Origin of the sequence: Aeromonas sp. S19(2024), from assembly GCF_041402625.1 — a bacterium.
GTDB lineage: Bacteria > Pseudomonadota > Gammaproteobacteria > Enterobacterales > Aeromonadaceae > Aeromonas > Aeromonas caviae.
Genome location: NZ_JBGLQU010000002.1, coordinates 453,595 through 468,366, shown reverse-complemented (window position 1 = coordinate 468,366; position 14,772 = coordinate 453,595). Strand labels below are relative to the sequence as shown.

Here is a 14,772-nt window from a genome sequence, read left to right as displayed (position 1 = left end):
GGTCAGGCCCTCTTGGGCCCACCCCGTTATTTCGGCAGGACGCCATCATCAGGAGAGCAAGGACATGCGTCATCCGTCACTTTCGATCATCCCCTCTTTACCAGGCATCATGCGGGTCACGGCCATGCTGCTCCCCTTCTGCTGGAGCCCGTTCGGCTGGAGTGCCACCCTGCCGGCAGATCTCAAATGGGAGAGCAACGACACCGACCCCGTCTATGCAGACCCCGAGGCCAAGCGAGGCGGCACCTTCCGGGATTTCATGTCGAGCTTTCCGCTCACCTTGCGCAAATACGGGCCGGATTCCAACGGCGGTTTTGCAGCCTACGTGCGCGAGACCAACCTGCCGCTCCTGAGCACCCATCCCGTGACGCGTAATCCCATCCCCATGCTGGCCAACCAGTGGGCTTTCGGCACGGATAACAAGACGCTCTATTTTCGCATCAACCCCAAGGCCCGCTGGTCGGACGGCCAGCCCGTCACTGCGGATGACTGGGTCTTCACCCTCAAGATGATGCGCAGCAAGGAGATCAACGACCCCTGGTACAACAACTACTACAGCACCCAGATAAGCGAAGTGACCAAGTTTGACGATCACACCCTCGCCATCACCAGCGGCACCGAGAAGAGCCGGGAAGATCTGCTCGAAGCTCTCCCCTTCACCCCGGAGCCCAGCCACGCCATCAAGCTGACCGCCAACTGGGTCAAGGAGTACAACTGGAAGGTGCTGCCGGTCACCGGCCCCTACCAGATTGGCGAGCTCAGGAAGGGCAAGTCGGTTACCTTCGACCGGGTCAAGGATTGGTGGGGGAACGACGAGCGCTACTTCCAGCACCGCTTCAATCCGGATCGCATCGAGATCAAGGTGCTCAGGGATCAGAACATCGCCTGGCAGCACTTCCTGCGCGGTGAGCTCGACACCTTCCCACTCGTGATGCCCAACTGGTGGCATGACAAGAGCAAAACCGCCGAATTCGAGAAGGGCTATATCGAGCGGCTCTGGTTCTACAACCAGACGCCTCAGCCCCCCATGGGGCTCTATCTCAACACCGCCGATCCCTTGCTGAGCAATCTCGACGTCAGACTCGGCATCCAGCACGCCCTCGCCCTGGACAAGATGATCGCGACCCTGCTGCGGGGGGACTACCAGCGTCTCAACACCTATGGCTCGGGCCAGGGAGATTTCACCAATACCGACCTCAAGGCGCGCCCCTTCGATCCCGCCCTTGCTCGCGAATTCTTTGCCAAGGCGGGCTTTACCAAGACCGGACCGGATGGCATCTTGCGAAACGACAAGGGCCAGCCCCTCTCCCTCAGCATCACCTACACCACGGCGGAACATGCCCAGCGTCTCACCCTGCTGCGGGAAGAGGCGAAAAAGGCGGGGCTCAACCTCGAGCTCAATCTGATGGATGCGTCTGCCGGCTTCAAATCCATGCTGGAGAAAAAACACCAGAGTGCCTGGATGGCCTGGAGCGGTGGTCGTTATCCCGCCTATTGGGAACACTTCCACAGGGTCAATGCCAACAAGCCCCAGACCAACAACATCATGAACATCGATGACGACAGGATCTCGGCCCTGGTGGAGCAATACGACAAGGCGTTCGATTTCGGCAAGAAGGCCGACCTCTCCCGCCAGATCCAGCAGCGACTCTATGAGCTCGCCAGCTTCGTCCCCGCCTATCAGGTGCCCTATACCCGGGCCGGCGCCTGGCGCTGGATACGCCTGCCCAAGGTGCCGGCAACCCCTCAGAGCGACTTGCTCTACTGGCCCCTCGACGGCTCCAACTCGGGTTACAGCTTCGGCGGCCTGCTCTGGATTGACGAAGCGGCAAAGGCGCAGACCCGGGCCGCCATCAAAGGGGGGCAGACCTTCCCGCCAGTGACCATCACGGATACCACCTACCAACAGAAATAGGGCAGCTGGCACCGTCAGCCCCAAAACAAAAGACCCCGCACATTGGCGGGGTCTTTGTTACAACCGGGATGGCACCAGGCAGAGGGCATTCAGCCGCGTTTGGCCTGCTTTTGCGCAATGGCGTCGGCGACGTCGGCCGGGTCCAGCACAATGCCTTCCTGATCCGGCGTCGGGAACACGGCCACGCAGAGATCATCCTGCTCCATGCCGTCCACCCAGCGATCCAGCCACACCTTGAGGGTGATGGATTGCGGCTTGCACTCGGCCCACTCCCCTTCGGCCCAGGCCTTGGCGTAGTCGGGATGCGGCCATACCGGGATGCAGTCTTCCTCTTCGGTCGTCAGCATCATGACGCCGTGTTCGTCGGTCAGGACAAACAGCTCTTCGTGCTCGACCAGCTTGCTGATGAAGTGATCAAAGCGGTAATCGGCGTTCAGTTGCAGCGCGGCATTGCGCTCGGTGTCGCTAAGTTCATAGCTCATCGGTCAAGTCTCTCGTTCATTAAAGGGCGACATGTTCACATCTTGCCGACCCCTTGTCCAGCAGGAGTAATGGGTCATCCGTCTTTCCATCGCCTCACCCCAGCTCGGGGGTCAACAGCCGGAGTCCCGCGGTCTCACCCAGTCGCTCCCTCAGCCAATAGGCGGACTCCACTTCCACAAAGCAGAGCTGATCCCGCCCCGCAGCGACCCCCACCATGATCTGCTCAAGCCGTGCTTGCTGGGCGGTACTCCAGGCAGCAACCAGCTTGCCGCCATGGGCCTCGTCCACCACCTCGCGGCGCAGCTCGAACAGGTTATCGGTGATCGGGCTGTTTATCTTGCTCGGGTGGCGCCAGTACATCTGCAGGTTGTCCAGCATCTCCTCATCGTAGCTTGCCAGCGCATCGAGCTCCGGCGTCTCTTTGCTCTGGGCCGCGAATTCACACCAGCCTGCCGACAAGGTAGCCAGACTCTGGGCATCCTTGCCATGCTGGCGCAGGGTTGTCACGTCTTCCCCACGAATGGCCGGCAGCCAGAGATCTCCTTGATGTTGCGCCAGGAGAGGGAGCAGCAAGGAGGGAGCATAAACAGGAAAACGGGGACCCAGAGAGTGCAGCAGAGAGACCAGAGTAACAGTGATCATGAGACGCGCCTTGAACAAGATGACCTGGCATCACGCCTGGTCATGAGGGTGAACGAGGGTGCCATTCTAGCATGTTTGCCTTGCTGGGGGCGTTTGCGTCCAGCCGGGCCGGTGATAGATAGCGTCCAAAAAAGCAGCGTTTGAACCAGAGCGGCCCCGATAAAGGCCAATTGTTTGAGCCAGCGCCCACTAAAGAGGCACCGGGGATGCTAGGTTGCATACATCTTTAGCGTAAGGAGTGCATCCATGAGTGGGATCAACCAGGTTTCTGACGATTTTGTGAATGAGCTGAAAATACTGGCGTGTTTTGATCCGGCCAACATGAGCCTGGGGATCAAGCTGCGCAGCGACATGTCGGAAGCGCTTTGCCAGGCGGCAGCGCGCCTGCACAGCCAGGGCCTGATCACCGCAGCAGATGGCGGCTATCTGACCCCTTTCGGCATGACCATGCTGGAGCATCTCCAACACCTGCTGGTTGCACTCAAGCCGAATTGAGCGGTTGTGGTGCCCAGAGCGAGAAGTTGAGCAACTCCCAGCGCTCTCCTTGTCGCAGCAGACAAGCAAACAGCAAAGGACCTTCGGGTCCTTTTATCTTGCCATCGACCAGCCACTCTCCCGCCCGTTTTGGCACCGGCTGTACCCTGATCTCATCGGGTTTCACCGCGTTTCCCAGGCGAACATGTACAAACTGTTGGCACACGGACACGGCATCATTCACCGCAGGATCCGGCGCTGGCGGGCTGGCCTGACCGGTCAACGCCACGGTCAGCAAAAGGGAGGAGAGCAGGGCCATGACGCGTATTGATGAAGCCATGAAAACAAAAAGCCGTGGCACCAGAGGTACCACGGCTTTCTTAAATTCTGCAAGAATTACAGAGCAGTTACGTTCTCAGCCTGCGGGCCTTTTTGACCTTGGGTCACAGAGAACTGTACGCGCTGACCTTCAGCCAGGGTACGGAAGCCGTTACCTTGGATAGCGCTGAAGTGAACGAAAACGTCCGGGCCGTTTTCTTGCTGGATGAAGCCAAAACCTTTGGTTTCGTTGAAAAACTTAACGGTACCGGTGATCATGTTAGACATATCTTTAAACCTGTATTCAAAATAATTACTTATGCTTTTCAGCGGATAAAGCTCAAAAAACGGGATTACTTATGAACAACAGGAAAAGATGTAAAACATCATATTCATTGACATAACTATCGCCCTTTCAAGCTGGTTGAGATTATACGTGCCTTTGTCGATTACGCAAACAAATTTGTACCCCGCCAGCGGCGGGGTACAGCGGTTTAGACCTGTGCCGACTCCAGTGCCTGAACCAGGGCTTTGAGGAAGCGAGCCGCCTCTCCACCGGTGCAGGCTCTGTGGTCAAACGTCATCGACAGGGGAAGTGCACGCACCGGGCGCGCCTCGCCGTGGATGAACACCACCTTCTCGAACAACTTGCCCGCTCCTATGATGGCCACCTGGGGTGGTGTGACGATGGGGCTGGCGTAACGGCCAGCGATGGCGCCAAAGTTGGTGAGGGTGATGGTTGCCCCCTGCAGCATTTCCCGCGGCACGGCACGGGCCTTCACATCGGCGATCATCCGATCCAGCCCCTGCCGTATGTCAGCCGGGTCCCGCTCTGCCACGTTCTCCATCACGGGCACATAGAGCCCATGCTTGGAGTCGACCGCGATGGCCACATTGACCTCCCTGAACAGGCGCCGCGACAGGGTCTCTCCGTCAAACCACGCATTCATGGAGGGTTCGGCCCGACACGCCACGCCGATCGCCTTGATGAGGCGCACCGTCACATCTTCATCCGGGCGCCAGTGGCGCAAGTCCACTTCGTCGGTGATGCTCACCGGCACCACAGTCCGGTGCGAGAGCTCCATCGCCTTGGCCATGGCCCGGCGCGAGCCTTTCAGGAATTCGTTGCCGCTCTCCTGCTGGGCCTCGAACGCCTGTTGCACATCCTGCTCGGTCACCATGCCAGCGCTGCCGGTTCCCTTGACCTTGTCGATGTCCAGTCCCAGTTTTTGCGCCAGCAGACGTACCGCTGGCATGGCTTGCACCAGCGTGCCGCCGGGCGCCATGGCCCCCACCACGAAATGATCCTCGATATGCTGCTGATGGGCGCTGACCTTGCCAACGACGGTGCCGTCATCCTCGCCCCCTTCAAACTCCACCAGCGGTGCCCCGATGTGGAGGATGTCCCCCTCCTGCCCGCACAATCTGGCGATGACCCCGGCCACCGGTGAGGGCACATCCACCAGCGCCTTGGCTGTCTCCACCGACAGCAGTACCTGATCTACCTGCACCGTATCACCGGCGCTCACCTTCCACTCGACGATCTCGGCCTCGGCCAGTCCTTCGCCCAGATCCGGCAATTTGAAAAATTTCATGACCTGCTCTCCCTCTGCTGGGACATCACCAAACATTGACAGACACCATGGAGCCCTGTGGCCCAGGCACTTGCGCATCCGTACCTGTCGTGCGTCATAGCCACTGGTTCTCCATCAGTTGCCGAGCCGCCTGCGCGATCTCCTGCTCGGTGATGAGGTAATACTCCTCGTTGCGATAGTAGGGGACGGCGGCATCCACGCCGGTGAGGCGTCTTGGCGGCGCCTTGAGGGCAGTCATCGCCTCTTCGGTCACCTGGGACACGATTTCGGCACCCACCCCGAAACTGCCACAGGCTTCGTGTACCACCAGCAGCCTCCCGGTCTTGCGTACCGAGGTCAGGATGCTCTCCATGTCCAGGGGTTTGATGGTGGCAAGATCCAGCACCTCGCACTGGATGTCCTGCTCCGCCAGCAGGTTCGCCGCACGCATGACTTCCTGGATGCAGGCTCCCCAGGCCACCACAGTGATGTCCCGGCCGGGACGCAGGGTGAAGCAGACATCCAGTGGCAGGCCGACGCCGTCATCCACCACATCCGACTTCATGGAGCGATAGATGCGATCCGGCTCGAAGAACATCACGGGATCCGGGTCCCGAATGGCCGACAGCAGCAGGCCGTAAGCCCGCTTCGGGCTCGAAGGGATCACGACCCGCAGCCCGGGGATATGGGCAAACAGGGCCTCGACGCTCTCGCTGTGGTGCTCGGGTGAATGGATGCCGGCACCATAGGGGGAGCGGTAGACGATAGGACAGGTGACGCGGCCACGGGTCCGGTTTCGCATCCGCGCCGCCTGGCAGATGATCTGCTCCATGCCCGGGAAGATGAAGCCCTGGAACTGGAATTCGGCCACGGGTTTGAGCCCCTGGGTCGCCATGCCCACCGCCACCCCGGCGATGAGCCCTTCGGCCAGCGGCGTATCGATGACCCGCTTGAACCCGAATTTATCGCGAAGCCCCACGGTGGCGCGAAACACTCCGCCGTTGACCCCCACATCCTCCCCCAGTACCACCACATCAGGATCGCGTGCCATCTCGTGGTGCAACGCCAGATTGATCGCTTCGAGCAGCGTGATATCGCTCATAGTCCCTCCCCGCTCTGCTGCATACCCTTGGCGATGATGCGCTGGCGCTGGGCAAGATAGGCCTTCGGCAGCTCGGCAAACTGGTAATCGAGCAGGGTCTCCGGCGCCTGGGGCGTGATGGCCTCGTAGGCGGCAACGGCGCGTTCCACTTCCCGGCCCGCCTCTGCCAGCAGCGCCTGTTCTTGCTGCTCGTCCCACCAGCCCCGTTCAAACATGAACTGGCGCAGCCGCTTGACCGGTTCCCTGGCCCAGGCCGCTTCCACCTCGGCGCCGTCACGATAGCGAGTCGCATCATCGGCGGTGGTGTGATCCCCGAGCCGGTAGCTGACGGCTTCGATGAGCGTCGGCCCCTTGCCGCTGCGAGCCCGCTCGACGGCGGCGCGGGTCGCCTCATAGACCGCCACCACGTCATTGCCGTCCACCTGAAGGCTGCGCACCCCGGCTCCTATGCCCTTCTGGGCCAGGGTGGGCGCGCTCGACTGCAACTTGCGCGGCACCGAGATGGCCCACTGGTTGTTGTTGATGATCATCACCATGGGGAGATGCCAGACACCGGCACAGTTGAGCCCCTCAAGGAAGTCTCCCTTGGAGGTGCCGCCATCGCCGATGGTCACCACGGCGACCCTGGGCTGGTTGCGCAGCTTGAAGGCGGCCGCGATGCCGGCAGCATGGGTGATCTGGGTGGCGATGGGAACGCAGATGGGCAAGTCTTCCGACAACTCGCCATCGGCCTTGTAGAAGACGCTGCCCCGTTCATCGCCGCCCCAATACTGCAGGTTCTGCTCCATGGGCACGCCCCTCACGTAGAGAGTGGGCATGTCCCGGTAGTAGGGCACATAGACATCCTCTGGCTGCATGGCGAGCCCGACCCCGATCCCCACCGCTTCCGCCCCGAGATGGGAGGGAAAAGTGCCGAGTTTGCCGGTTCGCTGCAGTGCTATCGCTTTCTTGTCGTAACTGCGCACCATCACCATGTTGCGGTAGAAGGTGTGCAGCATCGCCTTGTCCAGCCAGGTCGGCAGTGTCGCGACCGGGCGCCCCTCCTCATCGAGGTAACGAAGGAAGGGGATGTCGACATGGGTCATAACTGGCTCCTTGCCGTTGTCAGCGTCACCACCATGAGGTGACATTTAAAATGTAAACAACATGTTAATCAAAGGGCAACGAGATTCATCCAGGTAAGACCAGTAGAAACTTCTTTTATTTTCGAAGGTAATCGGAATTTTCGGCGAGCAGAAACAAAGAAGGGAGCCTGTTCAGGCTCCCTGTCATATCGAGTTCGGGATCATACCCATCACCGCCATGCTGCTTGCCACCGCCCGTGGCGCAGGATCAGCATGACAAAAAGGCGTCAATTCACTCCCACAAACGGGTGGGTACCACCAGCAGCATGGTGCGCTGTCCGATGGCCACGTTGGCGTTGGGGAAGACCACCGCCTCCCGCGGTTTCTCTACCCTGTATTGCTGATCCCCATCTTCTGCCAGCACAAAACCCTGGGGAAATTCGGTGAAATTGTCCACATCGCTGGCAAACAGGAAGCGGAACTGCTCCGACTGCTTGTTGATCACCCGATCTATGGCAAAAAGGGTGAAGTCATCGGCTCGCCATGGCTCGAGGGCCACCTCATCCCGGGTCACCAGCTCCTGCAATGTCTGGCGCACCTCGATGAAGCGGGTCATGTCGTTTTCACCGAAGGGCCGCACCTTGCCCAGCTCCACCGTAAAGGCATGGGCGCCGTGCTGGTGCGAGCTGTAATAGCTGAAGGTGGTGGTCGGGCCGCTCGAGAGCAGTATGGTGCGCACGCCGCAGGCACCGAGGAAACGTACCTGCTCCTTGCAGTGGGGGCGTTCGTGGGGGAAGGGATAGACGGCAAACTTCTCGTGGCGCGAGCCGCGAATGGCGGTATGGAGATCGTAGTGGTAACGGGGCCTGGCCGAGTCGGCAAAGAAGCGGCTCACATACTGCTCCAGACGCATGGCGCGGATGCGCTCCCGGTTGCACAGCCCCTCCCCCTTGCTGTGGGCGCCCGAGAAGAGGCGGTTCATGTTCTCTTCCACCTCCCTCACCCCCTGGTTCATGGCGGCGGGGTTGCCAAAGAGGAAGAGCACCCGGTGACGAACCTTGAGCTCCTCTGCGAGCAACCGGGTCAGCAACTGGTTGCAGATCTCGATGGGGGCTGTCTCGTTGCCGTGGATGCCACAGGAAAGGACGATGTCCTTGTGCCCGGGTTGCCCCGCCTCGGAAGCGGGTTCCAGGCAGATCACACCGGTATCCCACACGCTCACCCGGGTACCGTCGGTCAGATTGAAGGCGAAAGGCTCGAGCTGCCACTCATGGCGGCGCGTCAGGGCCAAAAAGTCATGCTGGGGAATCATCCGTCTCACCCTTTAGTCTGGAATGCCATGGCCGGATTATACGCAAGGCAACCGGGCTTAAAATCAGTTTTTAAACAAATTCAAACAGTAAGGATACAAAAATGGCGAGAATGAGTGACAACTCATGCAACAGGATCAAGCGGGGGGAAACACGGGAGAGGGAAAGCGGTGAACGGGTATCGGCAGATGAAGACAGCATGCCTTCGGCAGACGGGTGGGCAGCATGCCCCTGGGATCAGCAGAAAAACAAGGCATCCATGCCCGGCTGATCAACCACGCCAGAACGGCTTGGTGGTCTCTTGATAGCGGTCGGCTTCGTTCAGACCGATGTCCTTGAGCAGGTAGGCGGGCAGCTCGGAGAGCTGGCGACGGCTGCGGCTGCGTTCCAGCCAGGTCAGGACGGTCATCTTGACGCGAGCAACCAGATTCGATTCGCTGGAATGCTGGTAACCGGCTTCGGTATAAGTCATGTTGGCCATGATATGGCTCCTCTCTCTAGTTCTGCGCAAGGCTCGGATTTGATGCGCAAAGCTTAGTCAGGGCGGGGAGGTGCCTCAATTGACGAATTTTGATACATGACATTAGTAAAAGTAATGGTTGATATCGCCAGAGCAATAAACATAACCATATGATTTTAAAATGAAATAATACTGAAACTTTCCCCCTGGCAGCCTGGCAGCATTTTCTCCTGCGCCACCCACTTCTAACTATGCACTTTCCCACGCTAGCTATGCACGGCACGACGACGAGTCAGCAGGGTGCAAACTCTCGGCCACCACGTTTTGTTAACAAATAGATCGCAACAAGATCATTATTTAACAAAAAGATACGAACAGGCAACCTAAACCGGATGCCCCCATGTCACCCCCATCGTCAGGGTGGCACCGGACACTTGGCACCCTGCCATCATACTGGTATGGTTATTTATACAGTGGTTTATCATGCTACCTCCCCACGTTGTCCCGATACCATACTGAACAGGGGACCGGCACACACACAGGATCTGCCGATGGACACCTTTACCCCCACCGCCGCCCTGCGTCAACAGATGGCCCTGCTGGAGGCGTCGCTGGCACGCCTTGCCCGGCAACTGGGCCAGCTCGAGCTGCTGGAGGCTCATGTCTATCCCCTCCCGGCCGTGGCCCAGGGGGAAGAGCATGAGCCCATCGAGGCCATCGAGGTGGGCTATCTCTCGGGCGAGGCGGCCCTTGCCGCCACCCTCGCCGCCTTTCAGGACCACAGCGCCCGCCCCGGCTGCTCCACCAAGGCGACCCACCGTCTGCCCGGCTGGCTGCGCTTTCCTGCCGCCTGCGCCAGGGAGCTGGCCCCCGTCATCGAGGAGATCAACTCGCACAAGCTCGCCTTCAAGGCCATGGTGCAGGCGGCGGGCGGGCGGGACGAGAAGTTCGAGCTGGTGCACGGCGCCCTGCCCGGCGTCATCACCCTGCAGGTCTATCGCAAGCTGACCTGGCTTCAGGGGGATCTCCATTCGCTGGGCTTCACCTGGGCCGACAAGCAGAGCATCAGCCGCCTCAGCCGGGAGCAGGTACTGGAGATGCTGGAGCGCAGCCGCCGGTATGTACCGGCGCTCTTTGACAACGAAGAGTGGAGCAAGATGGTGGATCAGGAGGTATACGACATTCGCCGCCTGCCGGCGGATGCCGCTCTGCGGATCCGCAGGCCGGTCAAGACCCACCCCATGATCAACCTGCTCTGGCAGGACCGGGAGCCCCGCAAGCAGCAGATCAAGGCGAGCCTTCCCCTGCTGCTCTGCTCCGATACCCAGCCGGCCGTCACCCATCTGGGCCACTACCCGCCCAAGCTGCGCCAGGCACGCCGGGATCGCAAGATTGGCGGTGACCCCATCATAGAGCGGCTGCACCTCTACCTCTATCAGGGGTAGCGCAGGCCCGGCACCGCCACAAACGACAAGGGGAGCATCACGGATGCTCCCCTTGTCACATCGGGCGACAGCCCATCGCCGTCAGCTCATCAGCAGTGCCCGCAGGCTCTCCACATCCAGCCCCTTCACCTCGGACTGGCCGCTCAGGAGGCCGTCGGCCAGTGCCCGCTTCTCGTCGTGCAGCGCCACTATCTTCTCCTCCACCGTCTGCTCGCACACCAGGCGATAGACGGTCACCGGCTGGGTCTGGCCCATGCGGTGCGCCCGATCGCTCGCCTGATCCTCCACCGCCGGGTTCCACCAGGGATCGAGGTGCAGCACGGTGTCGGCCTGGGTCAGGTTGAGGCCCGTGCCCCCCGCCTTGAGGCTGATGAGGAAGAGCGGCACCGTTTCATGGCGAAAACGCAGGATGGACTCCTGACGGGACTTGGCCGAGCAGCCCCCATCCAGATAGCAGTAGTCCCACTGCCGCTGCTCGATACGGCTGCGCAGCAGGCTCAGCAGATCGACAAACTGGCTGAACACCAGCACCCGGTGGCCACCATCGATGGCTTCGTCTAGCAGCGCCATCGCCTCGTCCAGCTTGCTGCTGGTCTGGGACCACTCCGGCATCACCAGCTGGGGGGAGCAGCAGAGTCGGCGCAGCCGGGTCAGGCCGCTCAGCACATGCATCAGGGCACGGCCATCGGCACTTTGCACCTGCTGCACCACCTCGCGCCGGGTCGCCTCGTAGAGCTGACGCTCCTCGGGGGAGAGGCTGATGTGATGGATGATCTCGGTCTTGTCCGGCAGCTCCGTCAGCACCTGTTGCTTGAGGCGGCGCAGGATGAAGGGGCTGATCACCGCCCGCAGCATCGCCATGTGCTGGGGATCCTTGACCGCCTTGCCAAAGCGGCGCTTGAACTCCCCGAGGCTCCCGAGCAGGCCGGGGTTGATGAAGCTGAACAGGCTCCACAGCTCCCCCAGATGGTTCTCGATGGGGGTGCCGGAGAGGGCGAGGCGAAAATCCCCGTCGAGCTGGAACAGCAGCTTGGCACGCTGGGTACCGGCATTCTTGATCTGCTGTGCCTCGTCCAGCACCATGCTCGACCAGCGGCGGGACTTGAGCGCCTGGGAGAGACTGCCGAGCATGCCGTAGTTGACCAGGACGATCTGTCCGGCCCTGGCCCCCTGGATCAGGGTCTCCCGCTCGGCGGGATGGTCGAACACCACCACCTCGAGCTCAGGGGCAAAGCGGGCCACCTCCTCCTGCCAGTTGGTGACCACTGACTTGGGCACCACCACCAGCGCCGGGCCCAGGTGCTGGCGCATACGCAGCACGATGAGGGCCTGCAAGGTCTTGCCCAGGCCCATGTCATCGGCCAGACAGGCGCCAAAGCCGTGATGGGCCAGGGTCGCCATCCAGCGTACCCCCTCCTTCTGATAGTCCCGCAGCGCCGTCAGCAGCTCGGGGGGACAGCTCACCTCCTGCTGCCACTCCTGCTGAAGGTTCTGCCAGGCGGCATCCCCCTCGGTGGTGATGACGGAGAGCAGGCGGGCCAGTGGATAGGCCAGCTTGTTGTTGATGCGCTGCTCGTTGTCCAGCATGGCGCCGAGCACGGTGAGGCGTTCCACCAGCTTGTCGCTCAGCATCAGGCTGGTCTTCTCGTCGAGCTGCACCGTGCGCTGGCCCGGTGTCAGCTGGCGCAGGATGAGGCGAAGATCGAGGATCTGGTGCTCGTCCAGCGAGAGCGCGCCCTCCACCTGGAACCAGTCCTGACGCCGCTCGATGCGCAGGCTCAGGGCCGCCTCATCAAGGCTCTTGAGGCGGGCGCTGTCCTGGTGCCAGTGCACCACCACACCGGCATCCACCAGCTCCGGCAGGGCGTTGACCAGGGTGAGCGCCTGCTCCCCGTCCAGCTTCCACTCGTTGCCGGGCAGGCCGATGGGCAACTGGTTGCGAAGGCGCTGGGCATCGTCCTTCTCGGCAGCCAGATCCCGCTGCCAGTAGTGATACTCCCGGATACCCTGGCGCACGATGGCCTCCCCCTTGCCCAGAGGCAAGGGAGGCAGGTCCCCCTCCCGGGTCACCAGCTGGACCACGAGCTGCCCCTCCTGCCAGTCGAGCAGGACGGAGGGAACGCCGGGCCAGGGGGCCAGCTCGGCGTTGCCTCTGAGCCCCGCCACCTGGCTGTGCCAGGGGAGATCGGGGATCGCATCCAGCGTGCGTTGCAGCTCCTCGAGCCCGGCCGGCGGCAATGCCGGAATGGCCTCCAGGGCAGGTAATCTGTCCAGCAGCGCCTGCGGTGTCAGAATAAGCTGCCACAAATCCTGAGCCAGGGGGACGATGTGCGCACCGCGGGCGGCGGGAGCAGGATGTAGTCTGGCGCTCATGCCCTCCCCGCTCTGTACCAGTTGCAGCAGGGGGGCGCTGACGGCCAGTTGCAGCTTCTGCCCCTTGGCATTGAAGAGGCGAGGATGGTTTGCCAGGGGCACCCAGGCATCCCGGGGCAGCTTGCCCATGTTGCGCGGCAGGGTGCGCACCAGTGCCCAGTCAGCTTCGTCCAGCAGGCTGGCGTACTGGGTGGAAAGCAGGGCCGGATCGACCCTTCGCCCGGCGGTCCACTCCCCCTTGGTGCTCTGCTTCTGGATCTTGCACTCAAGCTCAGGCCCCTCCGCGTGGAGCAGCCAGACCAGCCGCTCCTGGGGTTTGCGCACCCCGCTCGAGCGTCCCAACCCCTGCAGCCAGTTGAGCCAGCTTGCCGAGGCGGGGGCCTTGCCTTCCTCCTCGGTGGCATCCTCTTCCTCCCCTTGAGCAGGACGCAACGCGCGCAGGGGCCAATGGGCGGCTTCCCGGCCAAGCAGGAGTCGCAGCAGATCCTGGCAGAAGGCCATCAGGCGATGCCGGGGCTCGGCGTCCAGCACGTGGGAGAGGTCCCACTTGTGCAAGATGGTCACCTGGGGGCTCTGCTCGCCGTGGCGCGCCAGGGCGCAGAGATCGAGCCAGAGGTAACCCCAGTGGAGCTCCTCCAGCGGCAGTTGCAGGGTATCGAACAGGCCGACCGCCTGGCCGTGGCGATCTCCGGCCCACTGCCCCAGCAGATCGGCCAGCAGGGGGGAGTGATGGCCCAGACTGCGCTGCCACTTCTTGCGCTGCTCGCTCCCCTGCACCGGATCTGCCTGTTGCAACCAGCCGAGCCAGAGCAAGGCGCTGAACATCCGAGGCCAGGGCGACGCCTCTTGCCCCTGCCACTGGCCAAGCGCCCCCAGCAGCCGCTCGGCCAGGGGTTGCTCATCCCCCTGCTGCGCCAGTTGTTGCAGTGCAGGCCAGTGAGTGGTTACCTCGCCCCCAAAGGAACCGCAGAGCCACTCCCATTCTCGGGCGCGAGCCTGGATCAGGCCAGAGAGCACCGGGGAGCAGGAGGCGACCAGCGTTGCCAGCGGCCAGCCCTCGTCAGGCTCAGCATCAAGCAGGGCCTGCAGGGCGAAGTGCTCGAGCAGCAGGGCCTGCCAGGCGGGGCTGGAGCCTGCCAGCAGGCGGGGAGCATCGGGGAGATCCAGGAGGCTCAGGAGCTCGGCACTCTGGTAATAGGCCGGGATCTGCCCCGCCTCCCCCAGACAGAGCTCGCGCACCACCTCCTGTGCCCGCTCCAAGCCCGTGACCGAGGGGATGCGGGACCACTGCGGCATGGGGCACTCCCCCGCACGCACCGCCAGGATCAGGGTCAGGGTTCCCTCTGCCGTCAGACTCCACTGCTGCTCCGTTCGTTGACGGACAAGCCCCCACTGCTGCAACTGATCAAGGGTGCCGAGCAGCGCACGCCCGGGTGCGCCCGGGGCATAGAGGGTGTCTTGCAGGTAACGAGTGCTGGCGGCGCGCTGCAATTGCAGCTCGCACAGCAGGGCATGGCAATCTGAAGAGAGGGTGAAGGCTGACATCAGAACTCACGGGCAAGTGCAAAGGCGGAATTTTAACGGGAAAGCGGCGGCGGCTCGACCCTTAAGC

Annotated in this window: 13 protein-coding genes; 3 read left to right on the top strand and 10 right to left on the bottom strand. The window is 62.0% G+C overall.

The window, feature by feature from the left end; all coding sequences use genetic code 11:
* Positions 1-109: 109 nt before the first annotated feature.
* Positions 110-1,915, top strand: a complete 1,806-nt coding sequence (locus ACB037_RS06480) for an extracellular solute-binding protein (protein ID WP_180344759.1) — start codon at positions 110-112, stop codon at positions 1,913-1,915.
* An 89-nt stretch (positions 1,916-2,004) separates the two neighbouring features.
* Here the strand turns inward: ACB037_RS06480 and ACB037_RS06475 are convergent, their stop codons facing one another.
* Positions 2,005-2,397 (bottom strand): DUF2750 domain-containing protein, encoded by a 393-nt coding sequence (locus ACB037_RS06475; RefSeq protein WP_010675308.1) that lies wholly within the window; start codon positions 2,395-2,397, stop codon positions 2,005-2,007.
* A gap of 94 nt (positions 2,398-2,491) precedes the next feature.
* Positions 2,492-3,040: a hypothetical protein gene (locus tag ACB037_RS06470; RefSeq protein ID WP_010675309.1), complete on the bottom strand. Its 549-nt coding sequence runs from the start codon at positions 3,038-3,040 to the stop codon at positions 2,492-2,494.
* 246 nt (positions 3,041-3,286) lie between these two features.
* Between ACB037_RS06470 and ACB037_RS06465 the strand changes: the two genes are divergently transcribed.
* Positions 3,287-3,535 carry a TIGR02647 family protein gene (locus ACB037_RS06465; RefSeq protein ID WP_010675310.1) on the top strand — a complete coding sequence of 83 codons (249 nt, stop codon included), beginning with the start codon at positions 3,287-3,289 and terminating at the stop codon, positions 3,533-3,535.
* Here ACB037_RS06465 and ACB037_RS06460 read toward each other — a convergent pair.
* The 7 genes from ACB037_RS06460 to ACB037_RS06430 all read right to left on the bottom strand — a co-directional run bounded on the left by ACB037_RS06460 (position 3,522) and on the right by ACB037_RS06430 (position 9,363).
* Positions 3,522-3,833, bottom strand: a complete 312-nt coding sequence (locus ACB037_RS06460; RefSeq protein WP_104454402.1) for a hypothetical protein — start codon at positions 3,831-3,833, stop codon at positions 3,522-3,524. The genes ACB037_RS06465 and ACB037_RS06460 overlap by 14 nt on opposite strands.
* Before the next feature lie 77 nt (positions 3,834-3,910).
* Positions 3,911-4,120: a cold-shock protein gene (locus tag ACB037_RS06455; protein ID WP_005302803.1), complete on the bottom strand. Its 210-nt coding sequence runs from the start codon at positions 4,118-4,120 to the stop codon at positions 3,911-3,913.
* Positions 4,121-4,326: 206 nt separating this feature from the next.
* A complete protein-coding gene (locus tag ACB037_RS06450) occupies positions 4,327-5,427 on the bottom strand; it encodes a dihydrolipoamide acetyltransferase family protein (protein WP_010675312.1) in 1,101 nt (366 codons plus the stop codon).
* 94 nt (positions 5,428-5,521) lie between these two features.
* Complete coding sequence (locus tag ACB037_RS06445) at positions 5,522-6,508, bottom strand: alpha-ketoacid dehydrogenase subunit beta (protein WP_042864128.1); 987 nt, start codon at positions 6,506-6,508, stop codon at positions 5,522-5,524.
* Positions 6,505-7,593: a pyruvate dehydrogenase (acetyl-transferring) E1 component subunit alpha gene (gene pdhA, locus ACB037_RS06440; RefSeq protein WP_041214862.1), complete on the bottom strand. Its 1,089-nt coding sequence runs from the start codon at positions 7,591-7,593 to the stop codon at positions 6,505-6,507. Before pdhA ends, ACB037_RS06445 begins: the two co-directional genes overlap by 4 nt.
* A gap of 271 nt (positions 7,594-7,864) precedes the next feature.
* A complete protein-coding gene (gene astE, locus ACB037_RS06435; protein WP_225159933.1) occupies positions 7,865-8,884 on the bottom strand; it encodes a succinylglutamate desuccinylase in 1,020 nt (339 codons plus the stop codon).
* A gap of 269 nt (positions 8,885-9,153) precedes the next feature.
* The gene (locus ACB037_RS06430) at positions 9,154-9,363 is read right to left on the bottom strand and encodes a DUF1127 domain-containing protein (RefSeq protein ID WP_010675316.1); all 210 of its coding nucleotides are present in this window, start codon (positions 9,361-9,363) and stop codon (positions 9,154-9,156) included.
* Positions 9,364-9,893: 530 nt separating this feature from the next.
* Between ACB037_RS06430 and ACB037_RS06425 the strand changes: the two genes are divergently transcribed.
* Entirely contained in the window at positions 9,894-10,787 is an 894-nt protein-coding gene (locus ACB037_RS06425) for a DNA replication terminus site-binding protein (protein WP_371175056.1), read from the top strand.
* A gap of 81 nt (positions 10,788-10,868) precedes the next feature.
* On the opposite strand, the gene ACB037_RS06420 is transcribed toward ACB037_RS06425, so the two are convergent.
* Positions 10,869-14,705, bottom strand: coding sequence for a DEAD/DEAH box helicase (locus ACB037_RS06420; RefSeq protein WP_371175055.1), 3,837 nt, complete (start codon positions 14,703-14,705; stop codon positions 10,869-10,871).
* Between the last annotated feature and the right edge of the window lie 67 nt (positions 14,706-14,772).

Coding starts and splice junctions, on each gene's coding strand:
- ACB037_RS06470 (WP_010675309.1), bottom strand. CDS start 3,040: ATGATCACTGTTACTCTGGTCTCTCTGCTGCACTCTCTGGGTCCCCGT.
- ACB037_RS06455 (WP_005302803.1), bottom strand. CDS start 4,120: ATGTCTAACATGATCACCGGTACCGTTAAGTTTTTCAACGAAACCAAA.
- ACB037_RS06480 (WP_180344759.1), top strand. CDS start 110: ATGCGGGTCACGGCCATGCTGCTCCCCTTCTGCTGGAGCCCGTTCGGC.
- ACB037_RS06450 (WP_010675312.1), bottom strand. CDS start 5,427: ATGAAATTTTTCAAATTGCCGGATCTGGGCGAAGGACTGGCCGAGGCC.
- astE (WP_225159933.1), bottom strand. CDS start 8,884: ATGATTCCCCAGCATGACTTTTTGGCCCTGACGCGCCGCCATGAGTGG.
- ACB037_RS06430 (WP_010675316.1), bottom strand. CDS start 9,363: ATGGCCAACATGACTTATACCGAAGCCGGTTACCAGCATTCCAGCGAA.
- ACB037_RS06465 (WP_010675310.1), top strand. CDS start 3,287: ATGAGTGGGATCAACCAGGTTTCTGACGATTTTGTGAATGAGCTGAAA.
- ACB037_RS06445 (WP_042864128.1), bottom strand. CDS start 6,508: ATGAGCGATATCACGCTGCTCGAAGCGATCAATCTGGCGTTGCACCAC.
- ACB037_RS06425 (WP_371175056.1), top strand. CDS start 9,894: ATGGACACCTTTACCCCCACCGCCGCCCTGCGTCAACAGATGGCCCTG.
- ACB037_RS06475 (WP_010675308.1), bottom strand. CDS start 2,397: ATGAGCTATGAACTTAGCGACACCGAGCGCAATGCCGCGCTGCAACTG.
- pdhA (WP_041214862.1), bottom strand. CDS start 7,593: ATGACCCATGTCGACATCCCCTTCCTTCGTTACCTCGATGAGGAGGGG.
- ACB037_RS06420 (WP_371175055.1), bottom strand. CDS start 14,705: ATGTCAGCCTTCACCCTCTCTTCAGATTGCCATGCCCTGCTGTGCGAG.
- ACB037_RS06460 (WP_104454402.1), bottom strand. CDS start 3,833: ATGGCCCTGCTCTCCTCCCTTTTGCTGACCGTGGCGTTGACCGGTCAG.